We start from the raw sequence: 22,582 nt of genomic DNA, 5'->3' as shown, positions 1-22,582 counted from the left end.
GAACTTAGCATATTCGCAAAAAGAGTGCGATAGTAAAGTTATGAAAAATCAAAACGTAAAGAAATTACTGTTCATCATCCTCTCTATCCTATGTTTAAGTCCGTGGGTCTCATCCGCCATTGCTCTTTTTGCAGGTATCTTATTTTCATTACTTATAGGAAACCCATTTCAAGACTGGACGAGCAAAGCAGTTAAGAAACTACTGGCCCTTGCTGTCGTTGGCCTAGGTGCGGGAATGGATCTAAATGTGGTAACAAAGGTTGGGCTACAATCAGTCGGTTTTACGGCCCTAAGTATTGTGGCCGTATTTGCTATAGGAAGTCTCTTAGGAAAGCTTTTTAAAACTCCTCTTAATACAACTCTTTTAATAAGCTCAGGAACGGCAATTTGTGGAGGAAGTGCAATCGCTGCAGTCGCTCCTGTCATCAAGGCAAAGAATCATGAAGTAACAGTATCACTGGCCGTGGTTTTCACATTAAATGCCATTGCCCTATTCGTCTTCCCATGGGTTGGCCACTTACTTCATCTTGACCAAACTTCATTTGGGCTTTGGTCGGCCTTGGCCATTCACGATACAAGTTCCGTTGTTGGAGCAGCTCTGAGTTATGGGCCCAAAGCACTTGAGGTTGGAACAATTGTAAAACTCGTTCGTGCACTTTGGATTATTCCATTAGCTCTTATCTTTAGTTTTACAACGGCCATGCAACTTAAGAAACAAGGTGCTACTGTTCAAACAAAAACAAAGAAACCATGGTTCATCCTGGGCTTTATTACGGCGGCGGCCCTCGTTACATTTATTCCTGAATTAAAACCAACAGGAACGATGATTTACGCTGGTGCCAAAAAACTTATGGTCCTGACTCTCTTTTATATTGGCTCGAGTATTACTTTAGATCATATTAAAGAAGCAGGAGTTAAGCCTATGCTTCAAGGTGTGCTACTTTGGTGTTTCACAGCAATCTCAACACTTACCTTAATCATGTCTAATATTATCTCTTAGGGGCGTCCTTTTTTTTCATTTTCCCAAGGAAGCCCAAGTTAATAACAGTAGAGAGGTACATATTTGGGTTTTCGTTCATTCTCTTTTTTAAAAGATCAATCATATACGGAATATGACCTTGCGAAGGGTACTTACTATAGACTTCAAAATAATTTTGTTCATTTAGGCGGTGACTCCACAAATCCGCAACATCAACCCCAGCACCATAGTGAAGATATTTTAGCTCGTTACTTTTATTCTCTGCATACCCTATTGCTCCGTGCAGAAGAATCATTTCATGAATAATATCAAGCTGCTTTGCAGTTAATATATCGCTACAATGAGCGCATGCCTCGTCTGCCCCAACAAGCTCAAAAGTCGTACCAGTGCAGTCCTTGATTAGGCCAAGGTCATGAAGAAGCGAGCCAATAAAGAAAACTTCATTATCAACCTTTTCATCATTCAAACTCATTAAGATCTTTCCAAAGGCATAGCTTCTGATGCCATGATTAAAGAGAGGTCCATCATAGAGCTTGTCAGCAAGAGTAATAATCTTTTGCACCTTTTCACTCTTTGGGATACTCCATTCAACTGAGTTGATATAGCTGGCACTTCTTCTCGTCAGCGCCATTTTGCTACGATAGATAGTCTCTTTTAAGTCATATTTTATTAAGCTCTTGATTACCCCACACTTGTGAGGAGGACTGATTGTTTTCATAGATTCTCCTTAAGTAAACTCTACCGAAGGCTTGACTTAAACACCATTGTCACTTATGACATAATCTATGCAAAACACGACAATATTAAATATTCATATTCTAGATTGCAAAGACTCTTTAAAGAGTACGACGCAGAACTTTATCGATTACTTTGAAATCCTTAGATACATAAATGATAAGGTTATATTTAAAATCACGAACCAAATGAATAAAAAAATAGCAGCAGGAAATGTTGCGGACTACCTTATCCTTCCCCCTTGCTACAAGCCTCAAAAGGCCACAAAAGAGGAAGCAAAGATAATCAAGGCCCATATTGCTCATAAGAAAGCAAAAGTTGTGGCATGCTGTGGTGGTGCAATAAAGCTTGCTTCAACAGGGGCACTCGATAGACGAAAAGCAACAACTCACTGGCTTTTTGAAAAGAAGTTAAAAGCAGAGTATCCAAAAGTTAATGTCGAGGCCCACAGAACAATCATTGAATCAGGAAAGATTATTACGGCAGGTGGAGTTCTTAGTTACCTTGATGTCATTTGCCTAATAATAAAGAAAGAGCTGGGGAAGAAGACGGCCAGACAATACAACGAAATTATTCAAGGTCCAGGAATTCGCGAATATCAAATTCCAAAGCATAAATATGATAATGATCCAGAATTAAAAAAGTTATTTAATGTTTATGACAAGCTTAAAAGCGACGAGCTCACCTTAACAAGTATTGCCCAAAGCTTAGGGATGTCCCCTCGTGGACTACAACGACACCTGAAAGAAAACTTCAACACAACCTTCCGCGATAGCCTAAAGTCCTATCGTATAAAGAAAGTTCAAGAATATATCCTCAAAGACATGCCTATTAAGGAGATCTCTTTCAAACTAGGCTTCATTGATGACATGAGCTTTAGGCGTTTCTTTAAGAAGGAAATGAAAATGCCAATCTCCCAATACAGAGATCTGCTCTTATTAAATATCTAAGTTCTATTCCATCTAAAAGGCACTTTTAATAATTATATAAATATTCTTGTAAAAATTAGCACTGAATAAAAAGTCATAGATTGTCTTATCAGTACTCTCCATTGAGAAATAGATAATGACTGGAAGAATATAGAAATTAATAGTACTTAACTCTTTTAAGAATTGATACTTTGTTGATTCACTTTTAAGCATGTAAGAACATATAAAATAGTGGAAAATAAAATAAATAAAAATATAAATTGCGATAAAATCAACAAAGCTAGAGAGATAGAATAAATTTAATATTCCTAACAAATATACTATTGATTTTAAAATTATAACTACTCTATTACGAATAGACATACGCTACCTTTCACCAAATGTATTTGGGCCCCTTTTTTAAGGCTTAAACTTACTTTAGTTTCTAAACTATTAATCCCAGTACCAAAATACTCTACAAACTTCTCACTAAAATGTGATTTACTATAATTACATACATTCAAAAAATTAATAGAACTATCAACTGTAAAAACCTCTCCAAAATGGTCTCTCAATAATTTTGCACCAATGCCTACAAACGTTAATTTTTTCTTCTCAACAGTCATTAACCCATTTAATGCTAACCCATCTTGATAAAAGCTATACGATGATCTTAACTTTTCTAGGGCATTACCATCTTCAACCAAAAGATATTCGTTTAACTCAGATATACCTAGACCAAAAGCTCCCTCTATAAATTCCTTCAGTGGCTTATAAGAATAAATTTTAGATGTTGTTGATGGAAAAATTACCTCTGTCAATCTTCTCATGATTTTCGAAGGCAAAATGCCATCAAATGCATTTGCTAAAACTTTATTGATTTTGCTACTAAATGGAACTCTTAATAAAATATCACTTAAACAAGAAAGAGCTCGATTTGTTTCCTCAACGTTAGTTGTATGCATCCCTAAACGTATACGATTGAAATACTCATAGCTACATTTTATCATACCAAGACTTTTTGCAACAATCGGTCCCCCTGGAACAGTATGAAGAATAGGGTTTGCAAGTACAAATAATATATCAATTACCTCTTCTGCTCTTTTTGCATCGTTAATTTGGTCGGCCATCTTTAACAAAGAGACAATAATTGAAAGGTTATGGTTTTGATTTAAATCATCCATTGTTACATCAGGATAAATCTTACGATATTTCGAAACAACTTCTAAAATACGCTCTCTCACAACACCAGTTGAAGTAAGTTCAAAGTCAAGTGGTGACCTATCTTCTTCATCTACAGAAATCGGCATCCCAGTTTCATCAACAACAAAGTCACCATAATTTGTAATGATCTTAACTGAATTAAGCTCGCCATCAGTCACCTTTTCTATTGTCACTATATCTTTTAAAGAACGAATGAATAAATCACGACCTTCAATTGTATATAGACCTTGTGGCCCCCTCATATTTATAGCTAAAACATCAAACCACTGTCCTAACAATGAAGGTATATTCTTTTTAGAGTAAGTCTTAACAGTCTTTAACTCTTCAAAATTAAGAGATACTGTATTTAAAACTAAAGGTGTATATTCTTGTTCTTCTTTAACGATCAAAGACTCAATAGTTAGTTCATTATCTATCCCTAATTGTGCTTTCAGATCACTTCGTTGACTATTATTAACCTCTACGGCATTTTTAAAAAACTGATTCTTAAAAACTAGCTCTTCAATTGAAATAAGTTCATTTAAGATTTGGTTATCCGAAGACTGGACATCTTTTAAATCTTTTGACTTTAATAGAAGATCTTTACTTATTGTTCTTGTCTTATCAAGTAAAGAAGCTTCTTGTTTGTTTAGCTTCTTGATTTCAAGGGCCATTTTATCAAGATTATTAACTTGATATCGATATGTATGTTGAGAATCATATACCGTATTATAACTTGCATACTTCAATGAAAGAGACATTACTTTTTCGTTGAAATCTTTAGATAGCTTTGTACCATTATCTGGAAGTAAAATAATTGGAGCACACCCCAACATTCCACATCTCATAGCGTCTTTTAAAGATGCTATTGAGTTTAGTTTCTGTACCGAAGTATAGATATTATTCCAAGTATTCTCAACATTAGAAATATCCCCAAATCGCATTTCTATTTCATTTTTTAAACCTTCAACTTCTATCCTTACATCATCGAAATCGAGGTCTCTACTATATTCAAGAGTTGCGAGTTCATTTCGAACATTATTTTCTTTTATTTTGATTTCATTATTTATCTTTGCTCTAAAATCTTGTATTTTCTGACTTGAGAAAGCTTTATATTTTGCATAGTCATTTTTTGCAAAATTATAGTTCTTTAACATATCGTTAAATATCTGATTTGATCTTCTACGTTTAATATCTAAACTTTCTATTTGTTTGGTTAATACTTCAATTCGCCTTTGCATTGCCTTACGTTTTGTCGTCCACTGGCAAGTATTAGGGTCATGCCCTGGATGGTTTTCTCTACTCTTATAATCTTCTTTACTCCAAACAGCAGAAGCTTTATTTGCCTTCGCCTGTCGTATCAGCTTGTCATCTTCATCCAGATTTGATTTAGCATGATCTAGTTTGCCTTTTTCATGTCGCACATTAGATTCAAGGGATAATAATTCACCACTGTAGAAAAATTTAGTTTCTTCAATAGAAGCTAAAAGCTGCTTCTTAGATTGAGTAAATTCTTGTCTAATGACATCAATCTCAAGAGAGATTTTATCTTTGCCTTCTTTAAATTGCTTAAGAACACCTTCAAGTTCGTTACGGTGTGAGCTAAACTCTTTCAATTCAAAATTAACTTCATTTACAAAATTGATGATATTACTAAGTTCACCCTTTAATTGAGACACACTAGAGTTAATCGTTCGATTAAAGCTCTCACCATCAAAACCATCGAGGCTGGCCTTAAGTTGTTGATAAGATGCTAATACTTCAATTTTCTTATGTTTTATAGATTTCAAAGAACTTTGTGTATTTCTCAATACCGACTTAAGATCCTCAACTTCATTAAACGTAGAAGAGAATTCTTCGTCGTGAATTGATAATAAATTTAAGAGATGTGATTTAAAACTTGATACTGCTCTTGTAAGATACGAATCAACGCTATCATTAACAAACTTGTCAAATAAACGATCTCCAATATAAGAATCAATATTACTTAAATCCGTCGAAACCTTATCAACAGTTTTAATATCAGCATTAAGATTTGGCGTGTTTAATTGTTCAGAATCAACATTAGGTAGCTCATTTAAAGTTGTCCCTACCTCTACAGGGTTCGTACGTGGAATTTTTACGTCCGCTAAGATAACCGCACGATTTCCAAACTTATCTGAATGTGTAAAGTCATAATTTCCTTTCAACTCCTTAAGAATTGAATTTAATAGCTCAGGTTTATTTTTAGCAAGTTTTATAACAGCATCAGTACCATCATTATTTTGGATACTCAGTAAATCAAGATTGTCCTTTATATAAGTCTTAACATTAGCATTATCAAAACTATCGATCATAAGCATTAAAGCTGTGTCACCTTTTCGATTACGTAGGCTAAGCTTTAACCCCCTTTTAATCAAAAAATCTACAATTAATGGACGATTCTTAATAATTGCTAAATGTAGATATGAGTTACCTGCAATATCTTTAATTTTAAGATCTTTTTGTTTCTTAATAATACTTAATAAAATATCATCTGGAGCATCATTTTTTAGTGCAACTTCAAGAAGACTCTCCCCTTTTGGTCCGTTTATAATATTTGTACGATAATCCGACAATTCTTTATATGCCTCGAAATTTTTAGAAGTAATAAGTTGATAGATAAATCCTTTTTCGAATACATCTAGGCCAAGTGATGCAAGATAAGACATTGACCACTTACTAAGAGAATTAGACTTGATTAGAAAGTCTAAAACAGAAAGATTACTAATTTTAATATTAATCGTTCGATACTTACTAAGATATTGCTCGAGCTTCCTTGTATCACCATTTGTAAGAGAGTTTTCCAATTCATTTGCTTGAATGAGTGATATTTCTTTAATCTTATTATATTCAGCTTTGATAAATCTCTTTATTGCCTCATTACTATTTTTTTCAAGATAATAAAATATATCTCGTTGATGCTTATCTTTAGCTTTAAGATCAACTCCGTTTTCCATTAAAAGCTTAAATAATTCAACATCATCAAACTTACTAAGGGCAATAGTAATTGGAGAACGGCTGATATAATCTTTTGCATAAACACCTAACTTCCTAGAGATTAAATACTTTGCTACATTTAATTTTCTTTTATGGAGTGCATAGATTAAAGGAGTCTGCCCGGCCTTATCTCTTGATCTGCTGGATAGCTGTTCGAACTTATGCTTCGCAAGTTCCTCAACATTATCTCTTTCAATAGCATTTTTCACACTATCTGATATAGCAAAAATATTTAAAGAAAATAAAAGTAAGATTATTATTTTATTCATAGAACACCACCTATTAATTTATGGAGTTCAGGGATAGAAGAAATATTATCTTTCAACATTCTTTTTTCACTCTTGTTTAATTTTATAATTTCTTTTTCTAACGCAATCTTCACGAGATAACTAAAGTATTCAATATTTTCATTTTGAGTAACTTGATTTTGATAATCATAGTCATCAAACGTTCTCTCAAACTGGTCATTAAGATTGAATGATTTAGAGCTACTTAATGTTGCACCATTTTCAAGTAATAACCTAATCATCTTCAAGTCTCTTTTATAGACAGCGTAGTCAATTGGAAGTTTTCCTCTAATATCCTTTTCATCAACTCGTGCACCATTTGCGATTAGTTTTAATGCTTCACTATAATTTGAGCTTCTCACTCTCATCGTCAGTAGAGTTTTACCTTGATAAAGAGTATTAATGTCAGCATTTTTAAAGAGATACTTCTTATCTGAAAAGATTAGCTTTGGACGACATGTCCCTGCAACTTCAATACTCTTTTTATCGAATGATAGCTTAAGCGAATCATCACGTGCGCTAACACTATAGTCCCCATATTTTAAAACTCGACTTGATGGTGCAGCTTTTTTATACATTCCTTCTGATATCTCGTTTTGAACCTTATCAAAGTTAATATTTAAATCTTTTAAAACTCTAAATTCTTGTCCGAGATCTAATACATACTTTTTAAAACCAATATTACTGCTACTAAAAACATCACTTACATCATATTTATACTTAGTGAAGTGATTTTCGGTTAGCGAATAACTAGTTTGTAACATTCTTGTTTTTGGGAAACGGTATGAAATCAGAATTTCAAGAGACTCAAATGACATCTCTTCTTTTATATAGATACTAATTGTCTTACTGATTCTTTCGGCCTGCTTAAAGAGTTTATACCTGGCCTCTTCTACATTTATTAATCTTTCATTAGTGTCATTAAACTTTAATTTTCCAACACTCGTTACAATTTCTTTAACAGATTCAAATTTATTAGCATTTCTTGCAATAAGATTTAATCTCATTCCTTCTCTATCATAAGATACAATGACAAATTTATCTTTAGAGATCCCAAAAGCAGAAATAAAGTACTGATCTGCTAGGTCAAACAAAACAGGAGTAACCGTATTATCTTTAGTATCTAGTACTTGAAAACTTCCCCTATCTAAAACAAGAATTGCATCAACTACATTTAATTTTGTATAAATGCTATCTTTAACGAAGTTTATTTCTTTATCTTCTACACTAATTAAATTCCTATTTCCATTATCTAAAACATACTTCTTTAATGAAAGACCGGCACCACATTGAGAACCATCATCAAGAACAAAGATATTATTCATACGAACACTCTTAACTTCACAGTCATGACTGTAAGTCATATTCGTATGACTGACCGTTAAGTTTGGAAATAGATCGATCATATCGATAAGATCTTGCGATAAACCTTGATCAACTTTAATAGAGCTCTTAGCATTGATTAACTTATTTTGAATCTTATCGTCTAAGGAATAAACGAACTCTCCACCTGATAAATAATCGATATTTTTAAGATAAATATTTCGACAATAGTAGCTTGATGTTCCCTGATTCTCTAAAGTATAAACAGATTTGAATAATTCGCTGCTTGCAGGCTTTCCTGTTACAGCAATTGATTTTCCAAAAGAAAGGTTCGAATAGAGAAGAATTAATAAAGATATCATTCTCATTGCATATCCTTATTGATGATGGAGACATCTCCAACTCGACCAAAAAAGATATAATCACCACTACCTCTTAAAGAGGTTCCTATTCGGCCAGGATTACCTGCATCTCCACCACTTCGTTTCCATAGCCCACATCTTACAGAGTCACCACCAGAACCACCTGCTCCACCATTTCCAGGATTACCAGCAAGTCCCGCGTATTGTCTTACATTTAATCCAAATGGTATTTGTCCAGTAGTTATAAGAGGTAAATCACTTTGCCACATGATATTTATTGCACCGACACTTCCAGGGAATCCCCCTTGTCCACCATTTCCACCATGTCCACCGTTGGCACCACGATTTCTATCACACTCAGCATGGCTACCACCTTGACCGTCTGATCCATGTCCTCCATGCCCACCACTTTCTCCAACTAAGACAACATCTAGCTGACCGAATGAGGCAATATTAATATCTAAATTTAATTCTTTAATTCCACTGATTCCGCTTCGACCGTTCTTTCCATTTTTTCCATCTCTACCTTTATCTCCATCCCCGCTTGGAGCACGTTCATGATTAACACGCTCTCCATCTTCACCCTTTTCGGCCCTTGGAATTAAGTCTTCATAATACTCTTTTAAACCAACTTCTCCCTTATGACGTACAATATTCACATTACTTCGTACTGACTGGGCAATATAGCCTTTACCATGAACGTGAAGTTCATCAATTGTTATTTTGGCTATTTTATTAGAGAGACTAGTTGGAAGAAATAAGACGGACTCGTTATTTAGAGTTAGCTTTTTAATATAGAGAGAATAAACGGTATCACTCTCTTTTTTGAACTTTTTTAGACTTAAATACTTAGTCTGATTCGGTTTTACAAAAAGCTCTTCTGCAAAAACAAAAGAGCTTATTATACTTAAAAATATGATTATAGTTTTAATTTTTCCCATACTGGCGTCAAATGCTTTTGCGTTTCCTTTAGTTGATCTAATGCCATTTGTATTTCAAGTGGCGTATCTCTTAGATCTTGTCCATAATCAAATAGGTATTCTTTCAATTCAATTACTTCTTCAACACTGTCGTATCCGAGTTTAGCTCTAACGAGATCAACATCTCCTTCTAGGTGTGGAACAAAGTTTTCAAGCAGTGCTCCAGTTGCTCGCATACCACTAATTTCGTTAGTGAAATTTCTTTCTTTGACTGCGATATCTTGGCTAATATTGATTAACTTTTGGAAATAAATATTCTTTTTGCTTTCAAAGGCGTTATTTCCAACATCAATTATCATCATTTCTTCAAGGGCCTTAGCTTCTTTCATAACTGACTTCTTGAAATCTTTTGCACTCTTCTCAAGATTTTCTAATCTATCAAATTGCTTTTGAAGGTTTTGCGCAAAAATCGTTAAAGCACTCTTTACATATTTTGGGTTACCTTCTAAGCAGCTATATTCTATAAATGGTACAAAGCCAGAATTATTTGATAAAAATGCATCAATCTGCTTTAGGCTTTTATCGCAATAATTTTGGGCAAAGCTGTTATTACTAAACAAAGCAAGTAGTATGCCAATTACAATTGTTGTTCTCATTATAAGCTCCCGAAATTACTAGTACTTCACTTTGATATAGTTAAGGTCTTTATCAAAAATGTATATTGATTTATCTTCATGTTTACTTGTTAGACACTCTGGGTATAAGCCTTTTTTAAAGGCCATTGTATATAAAACGCCATTTTCGATTCTCTTTGAAATCATGCCAGTTTTATAATTCATCCCAACGCACTTGTGGCTTAATCCTGTAATAGGATTAGATGTAACAAAGGCCCCTTTATCAATTTCATTGATTACTTTAAAAGAGAGCTTATTATAATCTTCGTCTAATTCTTCAATATTAAAGTCGATTTTGAAGTTTTCACTAAGCGCATTATCAATATTAATAGACTCGATGATCTCAAACTCTTTATAAGAAACAATGTCACCGGAAATCTCTTTAACCATCTTCAACTCATTATCAAACCAAAATTCATAAGTTCCATTTTGATCGAGGTTTCCGACTCGTCGGGCGGCCAAGTATTGTATAGGAGCATCAGTGATATGTGCAACGTAGTTCTTAAGGTTTTCACTATCATCCCTTCTCTTCAAAAGAATTTTTCCATTTTCTAATAATTTTGAATTCGGAGTACTGTCGTAAAAGCTATGACGAAGAATATTTTCGGCTTCAATTACATCAAATACTTCAAGGATAAGTTCTTTATTTGCACCTTTCTTTCTAAAGACAGGATTAGCTCCGGAGATATCTAATACTTCAATATTAGATAAATCAGAAACGCTTAACTGGGCAACTAGTTTAGCTGTATCACGAGTTTTAAAAAATAGATTGCCGTCGCTTAACTCACTAACCAGATTTACAGGACTATAAGATATCGATAAATCGTCGTATTTTACTCGCTTCAGAATATCAATGTTTTCCAGGTTGAATACGCTATTATTCCCTACAGAACTGACTTCTGCAGAGTCACTTTGAAAATTCATACGACTATTTGTCTTATCTTTACATGAAATTAAAAGTGACGGTAAGACTAATGATAAAATGAATAAATGCTTCATTCTAACTCCTAATAGTTAACTATTACTTAAAGTTAGCATGAATAAATTTTAGTTTGTGTGTTACATGATTATTTACATAGGGTGAGCAATGATTAATCAATTTGCTTCATTTTCTCTATCCAAGACCTTGTCTTATTTTCATCGAAATTACGCACAGGTCCCACTAAAATCGTTCTCATAGTTTTTATCCCTGAGAAGCTAAGAATTAAACTTTTAAGCAGCTTTGGTCCTAAATTCCCTTGAACGTACTTGTAATAAAAAGGTGGCGTATCCATTGTCGTAACAATTGTCGCAGTCTTACCACTCAGAAGTTTTGTTTGAAAGCTCTGCCCTGGCTCAAACTTAAAGGCAAATCCTGGCAAGAAAACACGATCAAAGAAACCCTTTAATTTGGAAGGTAGACTCCCCCACCATGTTGGGTAGAAGATAGCGATATGACTGGCCTCTTGTATTGATGTCTGTGCAGAAATAAGCACATCTTCAAGAGGAACAATTTCTTTATATCCTTTGTCTAAAATAGGATTGAATTCAATTTCAGATAGATCAATTAAGCTTACACGATTTCCCTTGGCTTCCTGTGCCTCAAGATAAGACTTGGCAAGAGAGTATGTAAGAGATGTTGAATCAGAATGACCTTGGATAACTAAAATATTTTTCATATGCTCCTCAAATGTTAACACTTGTTCACATAATATAAGTTAACACTTGTTTACTTTCAAGCCAAAAGAAGGCAAAATGAAGAAATGAGAAAAAAATCGGATACTTATCATCATGGGGCACTTAAAGAATCAATCCTATTAAATGCAAGTCAAATCATTGCAGAGAATGGGAGTGTCGATTTCTCAATCAGAGATATTAGCAATGCTTGCAAAGTATCTCCTGCTGCAATTTATAAGCACTTTAAATCAAGAAATGAAATTGCAGTAAAACTTGCTCTTCAAGGAGTAAGTCTTCTTAAAGAAGAGTTTGATATTATTTCAAACTCAAAGTCCCCTGGCCTTCTAAAGTTCTGTAAAGCTTATATTAATTTTGCAAAAGAAAACGAGGGACACTTTAGGGCCATTTATTTTAAGAAAATTTGTTCAATGGATGAGTTTCAAGAAGTTGAAAGCATCACAGATCAACTCTATGCATACCTTTTGGAATCAATCGATACAAAGACAAAGCTTAAGAAAGATGATTATAAAATAAAGAAAATATTGGCCTGTATCCACGGCGTTTCGTTTCTTATCATTGATAATTGTGCAGAATTTTCTGAAAAGGAAATTGATAAAATCCTGAAAGATGTCATCTAAGCCGATAGCTATATTATATTTCAGATTTAAGTTGATCTAAGAAGGCATGAAAGAAAGCAAGCCTTCTCTTCCCTTCTTCTTTTCCTGCTTGCGTGTTAAGACGGTCATTTAGTTTTAATAACTTTTTTTCAAAATGATCTAGAGAAAAACTCTTATCATCTAAAGAGCGCTCTTGTGCCCATGGATCATCAAGATGATAATACTTAGATTTCATCTTAGTTCCACAACTGGCCCATCTCATTACACCGATGGCACCCATTGCATCGAGCTTATCTGCATCTTGTAAGATCTCTGATTCAATTGAGCTGGCCTTTAAGTTGGCACTATATGAATGCTCTAAGATAACTTGTGCAATATGCTCAATTTCACTATTAGAATAATCACTTTCACCAAGTAAGGACTTCGCTTTTTGAGCAGCAAGAGCACTGGCCTTACTACGGTGCTCACTATTTTTAGGAATATTGATAATATCGTGTAAGTAAGCAGAAGCGCTTAAGACTCTCGAATTAACTTCATGGCCATGAGAGAGTCTCTCACATAAGTTTGCTACCCTAATAACGTGAGACCAGTCGTGACTCGGATCATCGTGATCATAGTAAGATCTGATCTTGTCTAATATATCTTTTTTAAACATTTAATACCTTATAACTAAATACTATTTCTCACAGTGTCATGATAAGAATAATTTTAACATTGTGTTCAAAAAAAATCCCCTGCCAAAGGCCGACATCTGATAATTTATATCGTAGAATCTCACCAAATATTGAATCAATTACGGAGTTCCATATGGACACAAATATAACAAAGACATTAACGCAAATCGTAAATAACATGCCTACAGACTGGCTTCGTTTAACGACACACAGGCTTGATATCTACAATGAGTCACTTGCAAAAGTTGAATTCCTTACGAAACTTGAAGAAGGTGTTGAACTTGAAGAGCTACCAACAGCGTATGATTATATTCGCCTTGGTCACCCTCTTTCATGTGTTCTAGAGTGGGCCATTGCAAAGGAAGCTGACTTAAATCCAGAGAGTGTTATTTCATTTTCTTCAGAGACAATGCCAATCCTTGCTGTTCTTAGAGCAAATAAATTTAAAGGGATTCGCACTCAAATTGTAAGTGAAAAGCCTCTGTCAGAACTCTTTCAATCTGTTTATCAATATGACTTCATTCAAAACCAAACAATCGACAAAGACTTTGATGGAACAACGATTGTTATCGATGGTAGTGAGAAAGCTGATATCAATGTTGCTCGCTATCCAAATCTTGGAAGTGTTATCACTGTAAATGACAACAACGCTGCTTACATTAAAGAGATTCAACACGTAAGACGTCGTGAATCGATTGCCATGACTCCTCAAAACTGTCTTACAGTTATTAAGGCCATGACTGGAGAAAGTCCAAAAAGCACGACTCCTGTCGACACAACAGAGCTAACAAGAACAATTCAAGAAATTACAAATTCTAAGACTTCTGTTGCTTTTAGCAATTGTGGGCTTTCTGCTCAATATGCAATCATGATGGGGCAAGTTCACTATGCAAATAAAAATCACCCAGGAAAGGATATTAAGTTTATCGTCCCTCCAAATTGTTACGGTGGCACAAATGACCAAGCAAGACGTGTTGCCGCTTGTATCGATAACGTCGAAATTATTGATCTACCTGTTGATAGCGGAAAGGATATGGTAACAGAGCTTGAGCGTATTTTAACAGACGTCGCTCATGCAGATGCAGTTCCATATATTATTGGAGAGATTCCAACTAACCCACGAGTGGAAATTCCAGACTTAATTAAACTTCGTGAAACACTTAAGAAGCCAAGATTTACCAATGACGGAGCGACTGCTGTTGGTGCCGTTTTTAATCTCGATCAAACATTTTGTCCAAATGTGAAATTCTTTGGCGATCACGGCTACCTAAATGACGTTAAGGTTATTTCATATGTAAGTGGTTCAAAATTCCCAAGTGGTGGACTTTGTACCGCTGGCTATGCTGTGGCAAGTGATAGTGCTGCTGAGTATATGAGCTTTGTTGAAAACCACTTAAAGCTTTGTGATAACGTTGCAACAAATTTACAACTTCAAATTCTTACTCGTGAAATGCCAGCGATGAACGAAAGAATTGCAAAGGCCTATGCAAATACACGCGGGTTCGTTGATTATATTCAAGAGCAACTTCCAAAAGCAAAGATCAACTTTGTTTCACATGAACTTGCTGATGCAACATTTACACCTTCTGTTTTCTCACTAGACCTTCCGGCCACTAGCGAAGAACACAAGCGTGAACTAAACCACAAATTAATTCGCATGATGATTGATGCTATTCCAGAAGAGAGCAAGCACTGTGTAAGTTATGGCCAGCTTAAAGGCTGTTATTGGACTATTCCGGCCACTTCAACTCAAGGAACAACGAAAGAGAGCGACAAAGACTATATTGTTCGTGTCTCTGTTGCTGCCGACTTTGAACTGACAAAGCATAAAGAAGTCTTTAAGGATTTCGTACGTGAGGCCTATTAAGGGCCTCACTCATTAGCTTTTGAAAGTTAGGACAAGAAAAGTGATCTTTTTCCCTACAGTTATTCAAGTGTTCTAAGCTACTCTTCATCTTCTTTAGCTTCTTTATTTGCTCATCAATCTCATCAATCTTCTTCGTGAAAAGTGAGCGTCTTACCCTAAACTTACCATTAGCAGTTAGCATTGAAGAAATATCGTCTAAGCTGAGGCCACAAGATTGTGCCAATGCAATAAATGAGAGGTTGTTAATCACTCCCTTAGCAAAGACACGTTTTAATCCATTTCTTCCCACTGATTTTATTAGACCAATCTTTTCATAATAACGAATCTTAGAAGAAGCAAGGGAAGTAATTTTTGATAATTCACTTATATCCATAAAAATCCTTTAAAGCATAGCTTGACTTGAAGTTAACTTTAACTTGTAGAGTGAGGATAACAAAGGATTATTTTATGAGAATTATAGTACTTGGAATTCTTGCAACTGTTTTCATGGACCTGTGGGCCTATTTCATAAAGACCGTCTTCAGAGTGAAAGGACTTGATTACAAATTCGTTGGCCGATGGGCCTACTATCTTACAAAAGGTGTTTTCTTTCATGATACGATTATTCAAACGAAGCCGGCACCAAATGAAAAACTAATTGGATGGACAATTCATTATCTAATTGGAATCTTCTTTGCTTATCTATTAATTTTTACTTTTGGCAAAGCTTGGCTAGCATCACCACAAATTATGCCAGCAGTTCTCATTGGACTCCTGACTTTACTTGCCCCCTTTTGTATTATGCAACCGGCTTTTGGTTTTGGAGTGGCCGCTTCACTTACCCCTGCGCCACTTATAACAAGAGCAAAGAGCATAATGGCACATACATCTTATGGTATCGGTTTATACTTAGCAGGAGTAATCCTTTCTGTGTAAAAGATTAAGGGAGTTTAAAAGCAAGGGCCTTGACGCTTTTTGAAATTTTATCATGTGATAGAGCTATGGGGATTCTCAATCAACTCTTACGATGAGAAATAGTAAGAACGCGATCAAAAGCATCTGCAATTGATGCTTCTAATTTCGTTTTATCTTCAACACTACAAGTTGAGAAAATTAAAAAAACTAAAGAATTTAGTATAAAGAACACAAAAACTGTTGAAAAAATAATGTTACGATTAATATGAGCAAGCTGCCAGAATCAGGAATGAAACTACTTCCTTAGCAATTTCATTTCCAAGTCATTTGGTATTTAAGATAAAATAATAGAATTAGAACAAATACGCATTTTATCATTTGCTCTCACTTGAAAGTACTTTTTTAAATTGTCTTTTTCGAAGTGAACTTCGAAATAATCAAAGACTCCGTCATACAATTTAAAAATACCAACAACTCTTCCAACTCCATATTCATCTGAATATACTTTTGTTTTATCAATAATGTGTTTTTCAAAATCTATAATCATTAGTTTCTCCTAGTAAAATTGTAAAGGCGCCATAAAATGACGCCCAATTTATTTAGAAACTAGTAGCGATTGTGTGTTTTTTTCTTTGTTGTTTTTGCCATATTCACAATTAAAGATCTTCCCATAAAGTTTTTATCGTTAAGGTCATTAATTGCTTTTTCAGCATCGCTTGCAGTTTCCATTTCAACAAAACCGAAACCTCTTGCTCTTCCTGACTCTTGGTCTCTTATAACATTTACTGCTACAACATTTCCGACATCAGCAAATAGTTTTTCTAGATCAGAGTTTTCAATATCGTATGATAAATTTCCTACATAAACATTTGATTTCATTTTTACCTCCAAGGTAAATCCCTTTAGTGAGATATGCTCATCACTAAAAGTAAAAGATATAACGAGACAACTGTCCCTATTACACAAGATTGTGTAATTTAAGTTTTAATTAAATTATTTAGACTGTTGCTAATAGCGAAAATAACCTAGGACAATTTATTTATCCTATAGTCAAAAAGATATTTATAATTCAGTGATTGCTAGCTACTTGGCCATAAAGAAAATCCCGACCTACCTAGTATAGCCTACTAATGCATTATAAGCAAATGTACCTAATTATGAATGAATGCAACTACTTAGAATGAGCAATGCAAAAGGTAGCATATCCAATTTAATATCAAAAAACTAACAGAAAACTGTCTTGGATCACCATTGTAACTATTGTAATAATAAAGTATGAAAAATTTTATTATCCTTTTAATCCTATTACCTACTGCATTCTTATATACAAAACTTCCTACCTACAATAACCAAGTTATCCAATTCGACATGCCAAATAATGAGGGAATTGATGTCAGCGAAGACTACCTTTCATTTGCACTTGATATGGCGCAAGTACTTGGTGGAAAGTGGTGGGAAGGATCAATGGATTTCACAGGCGGACGTGGTGGAAAGATAACAAAACCATTTGATTTCAACCGAAATAAATTAGATGAATTATTAAGACCTCTCGCCCCCTTCACCCTCAGACTAGGTGGTTCAGAAGCAGACTCCGCACACTATGATATTAAATCGACTCGCACTGCTCTTACTCAATCAGAAATGGAGCAAGGTTTTCAAACTCTTTTTAACAAGACCAAACTCGACAATATTAAAAGCTTTGTCTCTAGAAATAATTTAGATCTTCTTATCACACTAAATATTGGGCCAGGCTATCGTAATGATGGAGAGCTTAATCTGACTCCAATTGAAAATTTCATTCAAAATCTATCGCAAGAGATCAAGGACATAAAGTACTTTGAACTTGGAAATGAGGCCAATGCATTTTTTCTAAACTATGGGCCTTTTGGTCAAATTAGTGAAAGCGAATATAAGAGAAACTACCGTGAGATTAAAAATATTATTAGAAAGTACTATCCTGAAGCGAAGCTAGCAGGCCCGGCCAATGCCTTTTGGCCAATCTTGGGAGAAGTCTTTGATTGGTTCACTGTAAACTCTTTTAATATTGTTAAAGATCTGGGTAGTGAACTCGATATCTACACTTGGCACTACTACCCGACTCAATCCACTCGTTGCCCACTTCAAGTTATTAAATCAGACAATGAGAGCATGATTAAGGCCATTAAATCCAATGATATGATTGAGACAATGGAGGCCATTACAAAAGTCACAAAAGGGCGCTCAAAAGAAGTTTGGTTAGGAGAAACTGGCCCTGCTCAGTGTGGAGGTCAACCTGGTGTATCAACAGAGTTTAACTCTGCTCTGTGGTTCTTCGATCATATTTTTAAGGTCATGGCAGCTGGAAATAAGAAGCTTATTCGCCAAACAATTGTAGGCTCAGATTATGGCCTGATTGACGACAAGGAGCTTAGACCTAATCATGATTATTATATTGCTAGGATTTATAAGAAATTGAATATTACAAAGATTTATTCGAGACCTAATGATTCAGTACATACAGTATGTGCTAACAATAAGATATCGTTCTTAACTTCAGTTATTGATGGCCAAACCATCACTCTACCAAGAACTACAGATAAGTATATGACTGTGAATGAAAAGGCCCTTTCAGCATTTGATCATCTTAGCTTTGAGAGTCAATTTGAAAAGAAATGGGAAGAAACTCGTCGTGACAAAATTGATATCAAGAATTCGACGATATTGATCATAAAGACAACAACTGGCTGCAACGAATTGTAGCCAGTATTAAAAAGCTTATCTTCTTACAACTCTTTTCATTTCTTCATTACCATAACATCTCATATACAAGTGGTAAGAAGCACCATTATGAACTTTTGGTGAAAAGTGAAGTTGGTAACGAATTGTCACACTACGCTTAGAGTGATCCGTCGTTAGGCCTTTAAAATTTCTATCATTAACAAGGTAGCTATAATTTTCGATACCATTATCTCTTGAGTACAACTTAGAGAACTCAACATCTGACTCAAAGTATTCAATCTCATCCAGTGGCGCAGTAAACTCTTCATCCACGAGTGATTTGATCAGAGAGACAAGAAATTGCTTCCCCTCACTCTTAGAATAAGACTTCTTGAAGTTAACTAATGGTAGTCCAGCAAAATATGTATATAGGCTTGGTGCTGTTTGATAAACAAAGCGTTGATAAAGATACTTATAATCAACAAGCGGTAGTTCAGCATTTTCAGGAGTAAATCCTCTATCAAGGTGTAGAACTTCAGCAGGCCCTAGGCTCTCCTTAGTATAGACAAAGTTATTACGAAACGAGATTTTCTTATCCTGAAATAGCGTCTCATAAGTAAAAAGATCTTGATAAGAAGCGCTAAATTCGCATCCACCTTTATATCTCTTATAATCAACGGCCCATGTATTTAGCCCAAGTACTAATAGAATAATCGCAAGTGATATCTTTCTCATAACAGTCCCTAAATAAATAATGTCTTCAAAGTTGTTACGTTATAGCAGATTTAAAATTTGAGACGGAAGGATTGTAAAATCTTTAGGATTATTGGCTTTGCCCTTGTTCCAAGTAACTAAAAATACTATAAGTCCCGGAAGAAAACGAATATAGAACGACAAGGAATACCTATCCTATGAAGATAATCATATCTCTTCTTTCACTTCTTACATTAAGCGCGGCCCTTGCAAATGATCCTCTTGAAAAAGATCAGTGGTATCTAAAATATAATACTAAGAATAAGGGCGCTAATATTGAGAAGGCCTGGAAGATCCTTGAATCGAATTACCAACCAGTCATTGCAATTATTGATGCAGGTTTTGACGTCAATCATGAAGACTTAAAAGATAGCATTCTTATCAATAAGGATGAGATTCCAAATAATGGTATTGATGATGATAATAACGGTTATACTGACGATTACTATGGTTATAACTCCAATAAGAAAAATGGTGATTTGGCCGGCGATTACGATTTTCAAACAAAGCACGGTACAGCTGTAGCAGGAGTCATCGCTGCAAAACATAATAATGACATTGGTATCAAAGGTGTCGCTAAGGGGATAAAGATCATCCCTATCGTCAAGCCAGAGCCTATGGCAAAGAGAAAAGAGAAACTTCCACACCTCATTGAGGCCATGAGATATGCCATGGAGCGAGGTGCAGATATCATCAGTTTTTCTGCACGTCTAAAAGTAACTTCTCCTGCATTTAAAAAAGCTCTTAGAGAGCTCAATGACAAAGGTATTCTTGTCATTGCTTCTTCTGGAAACGTAGGAGTTGAAAACTCAACAAATCGCTATCCAGGGGCCTATGCAGATGAGTTTCCAAATATCATAGTAGTCGGATCAAATGATAAGAATGGAAAAAGAGCGAAGTCCTCAAATTATGGAAACAAGTCTGTCCACCTCTTTGCACCAGGTGTAAAAATTCAAACGACTCACCTATCGGATACATATGGTTATTCAAGTGGCACGAGCTTTTCAACACCACTTGTGGCCGCCGTTGCAGCTATGGTTCTAGCAAAGCATGGCCCTGAAGCGAGGTGGACAATGCGTGAAAGGCTTATACAAACAAGCCGTCCTCTAAAGACGCTAGAAGGTCTTAGTGTATCAGGAGGGATTATTGATGCCTTCGAGGCGCTCAAGTAATAATTTGTGATATAATGGAGAGATGATAAATCAACTCCTTGATAACTTCATTCCTCTATTCTTCTTAGGGGCCATGGCCATCTTCGGACTCTTCTTTCATCTTCTTATCAGAAGTGTAAACTCATACTATAAAAAGCATGGTAGGCTCACAAAAGGTAAGATTATTGCCTTTAAAGAAGAAACCAAGACAAGAAGATCACGTGGTAGACGTGAAACCTCGACAACTATTCGTCCAGTTATTGAATATATCAAACAGGGTGAAAGAAAGTTATTTCTCGGAACAAATCAGAACTATCTCAATAACTTCATAGGAAAAGAAGTTGAAATTTACCTCGTTGAAGACAAGGAAAATCAAGTTCTACAAAAAGACAATGTTTATAAAGTCTTTACCTATGTCTCCCTACTCTTTGTCATAATCCCATTGGTAATTATTGGGCTTTTAAAAGTTGATCTCATCTATAAAATGACTATTCCGTTTTTATCACTAGTGGCCTTCACTCCCATAGCTCTTGTGATCAAGGGCCGCATGAAAAAACACGCATTAGCTTCAAACGATCACCGAGGACTTCTCGAAATCATGAGGGAGAAGATGATTACGAATAACGATGTTATTGCCCCTTCTGATTTTGAAAATAGCGATAAGTATATCAAGACATCAAGAGACTTTAATAAGAAACTTAGAGTCGCAAATCTCTTTGGTGTTATCTTCTCCCTTATCTTTGGAGGAGGTCTCTATTTTCTTACCATACATGTCTACACAACAAAGATGTCACAGGCAGAAAAACAAATTATCGATAATTTTCTTGAGGATATGTCCAATTACCAACCTCTTCTAGACCAATTGGGTAAGAGTGATGATATAACAATACTCATTGCACTTAGCGGCTTTGCAGTGATTTTGACATATGCTTTCGTGAAGAACTTAAGCGGTTTACTAAAGTCATGAGACTTCATTCTTCTTAGCATAAGCATAGGCCATAGCATGGGTTGCAATTGGTGTTGTAATAAGAAGAAATATGAAGAGTACAAAGTTGGTAATCATAATATTAATTTCAGCAATAATCATACTAGAACCCAATAAGATAAGTGCAGCACCAAAGGCACTGGCCTTACTTGCAGCTTGAAGCTTCATAAAGAAGTCTGGCATTTTAATAAATCCAACAACTGCCAAGAAAACAAAGATAGAACCTAAGAGAATTAAGACCTCACCTATTAAATGTATCATTTACTCTCCTTATTCATATCTGATAAAAATACAGCAAAGACAAATGCAGTAACGAAGCCAACAATCGCAAATAGTTGCGCTATATTGTGAAAGAATGTATCTCTATTTGCTGTATACAGTATTAGAAAGAGACTAACTCCTGAAATTCCAATTAAGTCGAAGGCCAAGACTTTGACCAAAACTTCTTGTTCTCTCTTTGCTTCGATTGTCAGCAAAAGAAATGTTAGAATAACAATACCAGTTGAAATCATTAGTAGCACACTCATTTAGATTTCTCCTTTTGACTTCCTCTCAATATCCTTAACACACGATTTTCAATAATTTCCTTAAATTCTTTTATTGCTTCCTCTTCGTTTTCTAAGAACATCATATGAATATATAAGTGTGATTTATCTGGGTCTAAATCAATGACCATTGTCCCCGGTGAAAAGGTAATTAAATTAGAAAGAAGAGCAATTTCAAAATCGCTTTGTACTTCGAGTGGAAATTTTATAATACCAGGAGTAGATAAGTTTTGAGGCGTAACAACATCTTGCGCGACTCTTAATGCCCCTAAAGAAAGATCCCATAAGTAGAGAATAACAAATTCAAAAATATACCATAATCTCATCGACACCT

24 protein-coding genes are annotated in these 22,582 nt (G+C 35.0%); 8 read left to right on the top strand and 16 right to left on the bottom strand.

The features are described 5' to 3' along the window. The first annotated feature begins 40 nt into the window (after window positions 1-40). On the top strand, window positions 41-1,000 hold the full coding sequence (locus ABMA72_RS13630) for a YeiH family protein (RefSeq protein ID WP_393057523.1): 960 nt from the start codon (window positions 41-43) through the stop codon (window positions 998-1,000). Here ABMA72_RS13630 and ABMA72_RS13625 read toward each other — a convergent pair. After that, on the bottom strand, window positions 990-1,697 hold the full coding sequence (locus ABMA72_RS13625) for a hypothetical protein (protein ID WP_392859253.1): 708 nt from the start codon (window positions 1,695-1,697) through the stop codon (window positions 990-992). The genes ABMA72_RS13630 and ABMA72_RS13625 overlap by 11 nt on opposite strands. Window positions 1,698-1,764: 67 nt before the next feature. Between ABMA72_RS13625 and ABMA72_RS13620 the strand changes: the two genes are divergently transcribed. Further along, the gene (locus ABMA72_RS13620; RefSeq protein WP_392990075.1) at window positions 1,765-2,664 is read left to right on the top strand and encodes a helix-turn-helix domain-containing protein; all 900 of its coding nucleotides are present in this window, start codon (window positions 1,765-1,767) and stop codon (window positions 2,662-2,664) included. A gap of 12 nt (window positions 2,665-2,676) precedes the next feature. Here the strand turns inward: ABMA72_RS13620 and ABMA72_RS13615 are convergent, their stop codons facing one another. The 7 genes from ABMA72_RS13615 to ABMA72_RS13585 form a co-directional block, all read right to left on the bottom strand. Next, window positions 2,677-2,856: a hypothetical protein gene (locus ABMA72_RS13615; RefSeq protein WP_392859250.1), complete on the bottom strand. Its 180-nt coding sequence runs from the start codon at window positions 2,854-2,856 to the stop codon at window positions 2,677-2,679. A gap of 128 nt (window positions 2,857-2,984) precedes the next feature. After that, window positions 2,985-7,112: an ankyrin repeat domain-containing protein gene (locus ABMA72_RS13610; protein WP_393057521.1), complete on the bottom strand. Its 4,128-nt coding sequence runs from the start codon at window positions 7,110-7,112 to the stop codon at window positions 2,985-2,987. After that, a complete protein-coding gene (locus ABMA72_RS13605) occupies window positions 7,109-8,821 on the bottom strand; it encodes a hypothetical protein (RefSeq protein WP_392859245.1) in 1,713 nt (570 codons plus the stop codon). The genes ABMA72_RS13610 and ABMA72_RS13605 overlap by 4 nt, the downstream gene beginning before the upstream one ends. Continuing rightward, window positions 8,818-9,756 carry a hypothetical protein gene (locus ABMA72_RS13600; RefSeq protein WP_392859243.1) on the bottom strand — a complete coding sequence of 313 codons (939 nt, stop codon included), beginning with the start codon at window positions 9,754-9,756 and terminating at the stop codon, window positions 8,818-8,820. Before ABMA72_RS13600 ends, ABMA72_RS13605 begins: the two co-directional genes overlap by 4 nt. Then, window positions 9,735-10,391 (bottom strand): hypothetical protein, encoded by a 657-nt coding sequence (locus ABMA72_RS13595; RefSeq protein WP_392859240.1) that lies wholly within the window; start codon window positions 10,389-10,391, stop codon window positions 9,735-9,737. Before ABMA72_RS13595 ends, ABMA72_RS13600 begins: the two co-directional genes overlap by 22 nt. 18 nt (window positions 10,392-10,409) lie before the next feature. Then, window positions 10,410-11,408: a hypothetical protein gene (locus ABMA72_RS13590; RefSeq protein WP_393057519.1), complete on the bottom strand. Its 999-nt coding sequence runs from the start codon at window positions 11,406-11,408 to the stop codon at window positions 10,410-10,412. A gap of 92 nt (window positions 11,409-11,500) precedes the next feature. Next, the gene (locus ABMA72_RS13585; protein WP_392859234.1) at window positions 11,501-12,067 is read right to left on the bottom strand and encodes an NAD(P)H-dependent oxidoreductase; all 567 of its coding nucleotides are present in this window, start codon (window positions 12,065-12,067) and stop codon (window positions 11,501-11,503) included. An 84-nt stretch (window positions 12,068-12,151) separates the two neighbouring features. Here ABMA72_RS13585 and ABMA72_RS13580 point away from each other — a divergent pair, with 84 nt between their 5' ends. Then, complete coding sequence (locus ABMA72_RS13580) at window positions 12,152-12,703, top strand: TetR/AcrR family transcriptional regulator (protein WP_393057517.1); 552 nt, start codon at window positions 12,152-12,154, stop codon at window positions 12,701-12,703. A 13-nt stretch (window positions 12,704-12,716) separates the two neighbouring features. Here the strand turns inward: ABMA72_RS13580 and ABMA72_RS13575 are convergent, their stop codons facing one another. After that, window positions 12,717-13,337 (bottom strand): HD domain-containing protein, encoded by a 621-nt coding sequence (locus tag ABMA72_RS13575; RefSeq protein ID WP_393057515.1) that lies wholly within the window; start codon window positions 13,335-13,337, stop codon window positions 12,717-12,719. A 152-nt stretch (window positions 13,338-13,489) separates the two neighbouring features. On the opposite strand from ABMA72_RS13575, the gene ABMA72_RS13570 reads away from it, so the two are divergent. Beyond that, window positions 13,490-15,223: a cystathionine beta-synthase gene (locus ABMA72_RS13570; RefSeq protein WP_393057513.1), complete on the top strand. Its 1,734-nt coding sequence runs from the start codon at window positions 13,490-13,492 to the stop codon at window positions 15,221-15,223. On the opposite strand, the gene ABMA72_RS13565 is transcribed toward ABMA72_RS13570, so the two are convergent. After that, window positions 15,195-15,596, bottom strand: a complete 402-nt coding sequence (locus ABMA72_RS13565; protein ID WP_392859213.1) for a MerR family DNA-binding protein — start codon at window positions 15,594-15,596, stop codon at window positions 15,195-15,197. The two genes, ABMA72_RS13570 and ABMA72_RS13565, sit on opposite strands and share 29 nt — an antisense overlap. A gap of 74 nt (window positions 15,597-15,670) precedes the next feature. On the opposite strand from ABMA72_RS13565, the gene ABMA72_RS13560 reads away from it, so the two are divergent. Further along, window positions 15,671-16,138, top strand: a complete 468-nt coding sequence (locus ABMA72_RS13560) for a DUF2938 domain-containing protein (RefSeq protein WP_393057511.1) — start codon at window positions 15,671-15,673, stop codon at window positions 16,136-16,138. Window positions 16,139-16,451: 313 nt separating this feature from the next. On the opposite strand, the gene ABMA72_RS13555 is transcribed toward ABMA72_RS13560, so the two are convergent. After that, window positions 16,452-16,664, bottom strand: a complete 213-nt coding sequence (locus ABMA72_RS13555; protein WP_392859209.1) for a hypothetical protein — start codon at window positions 16,662-16,664, stop codon at window positions 16,452-16,454. A gap of 59 nt (window positions 16,665-16,723) precedes the next feature. Beyond that, a complete protein-coding gene (locus ABMA72_RS13550; RefSeq protein ID WP_392859207.1) occupies window positions 16,724-16,996 on the bottom strand; it encodes an RNA recognition motif domain-containing protein in 273 nt (90 codons plus the stop codon). A gap of 396 nt (window positions 16,997-17,392) precedes the next feature. On the opposite strand from ABMA72_RS13550, the gene ABMA72_RS13545 reads away from it, so the two are divergent. After that, window positions 17,393-18,856 carry a hypothetical protein gene (locus ABMA72_RS13545; protein ID WP_393057509.1) on the top strand — a complete coding sequence of 488 codons (1,464 nt, stop codon included), beginning with the start codon at window positions 17,393-17,395 and terminating at the stop codon, window positions 18,854-18,856. 15 nt (window positions 18,857-18,871) lie between these two features. Here ABMA72_RS13545 and ABMA72_RS13540 read toward each other — a convergent pair whose 3' ends face one another. Then, window positions 18,872-19,549, bottom strand: a complete 678-nt coding sequence (locus ABMA72_RS13540; RefSeq protein WP_392859203.1) for a hypothetical protein — start codon at window positions 19,547-19,549, stop codon at window positions 18,872-18,874. A gap of 176 nt (window positions 19,550-19,725) precedes the next feature. Here ABMA72_RS13540 and ABMA72_RS13535 point away from each other — a divergent pair, with 176 nt between their 5' ends. Continuing rightward, window positions 19,726-20,739, top strand: a complete 1,014-nt coding sequence (locus tag ABMA72_RS13535; RefSeq protein ID WP_393057507.1) for a S8 family serine peptidase — start codon at window positions 19,726-19,728, stop codon at window positions 20,737-20,739. 22 nt (window positions 20,740-20,761) lie between these two features. Then, window positions 20,762-21,685 carry a hypothetical protein gene (locus ABMA72_RS13530; protein ID WP_392859198.1) on the top strand — a complete coding sequence of 308 codons (924 nt, stop codon included), beginning with the start codon at window positions 20,762-20,764 and terminating at the stop codon, window positions 21,683-21,685. On the opposite strand, the gene mnhG is transcribed toward ABMA72_RS13530, so the two are convergent. Genes mnhG through ABMA72_RS13515 form a run of 3 tightly spaced genes read right to left on the bottom strand, consistent with a single transcriptional unit; the run spans window position 21,680 to window position 22,574 of the window. Further along, complete coding sequence (mnhG, locus tag ABMA72_RS13525) at window positions 21,680-21,964, bottom strand: monovalent cation/H(+) antiporter subunit G (protein ID WP_392859196.1); 285 nt, start codon at window positions 21,962-21,964, stop codon at window positions 21,680-21,682. The genes ABMA72_RS13530 and mnhG overlap by 6 nt on opposite strands. After that, window positions 21,961-22,230, bottom strand: a complete 270-nt coding sequence (locus ABMA72_RS13520; RefSeq protein ID WP_392859193.1) for a monovalent cation/H+ antiporter complex subunit F — start codon at window positions 22,228-22,230, stop codon at window positions 21,961-21,963. The genes mnhG and ABMA72_RS13520 overlap by 4 nt, the downstream gene beginning before the upstream one ends. Next, a complete protein-coding gene (locus ABMA72_RS13515; RefSeq protein ID WP_392859191.1) occupies window positions 22,227-22,574 on the bottom strand; it encodes a Na+/H+ antiporter subunit E in 348 nt (115 codons plus the stop codon). Before ABMA72_RS13515 ends, ABMA72_RS13520 begins: the two co-directional genes overlap by 4 nt. Window positions 22,575-22,582: the final 8 nt, after the last annotated feature.

It is taken from the genome of Halobacteriovorax sp. CON-3 (genome assembly GCF_043196995.1).
Classification (GTDB): domain Bacteria; phylum Bdellovibrionota; class Bacteriovoracia; order Bacteriovoracales; family Bacteriovoracaceae; genus Halobacteriovorax_A.
This window is presented reverse-complemented; position numbering and strand designations above follow the sequence as displayed.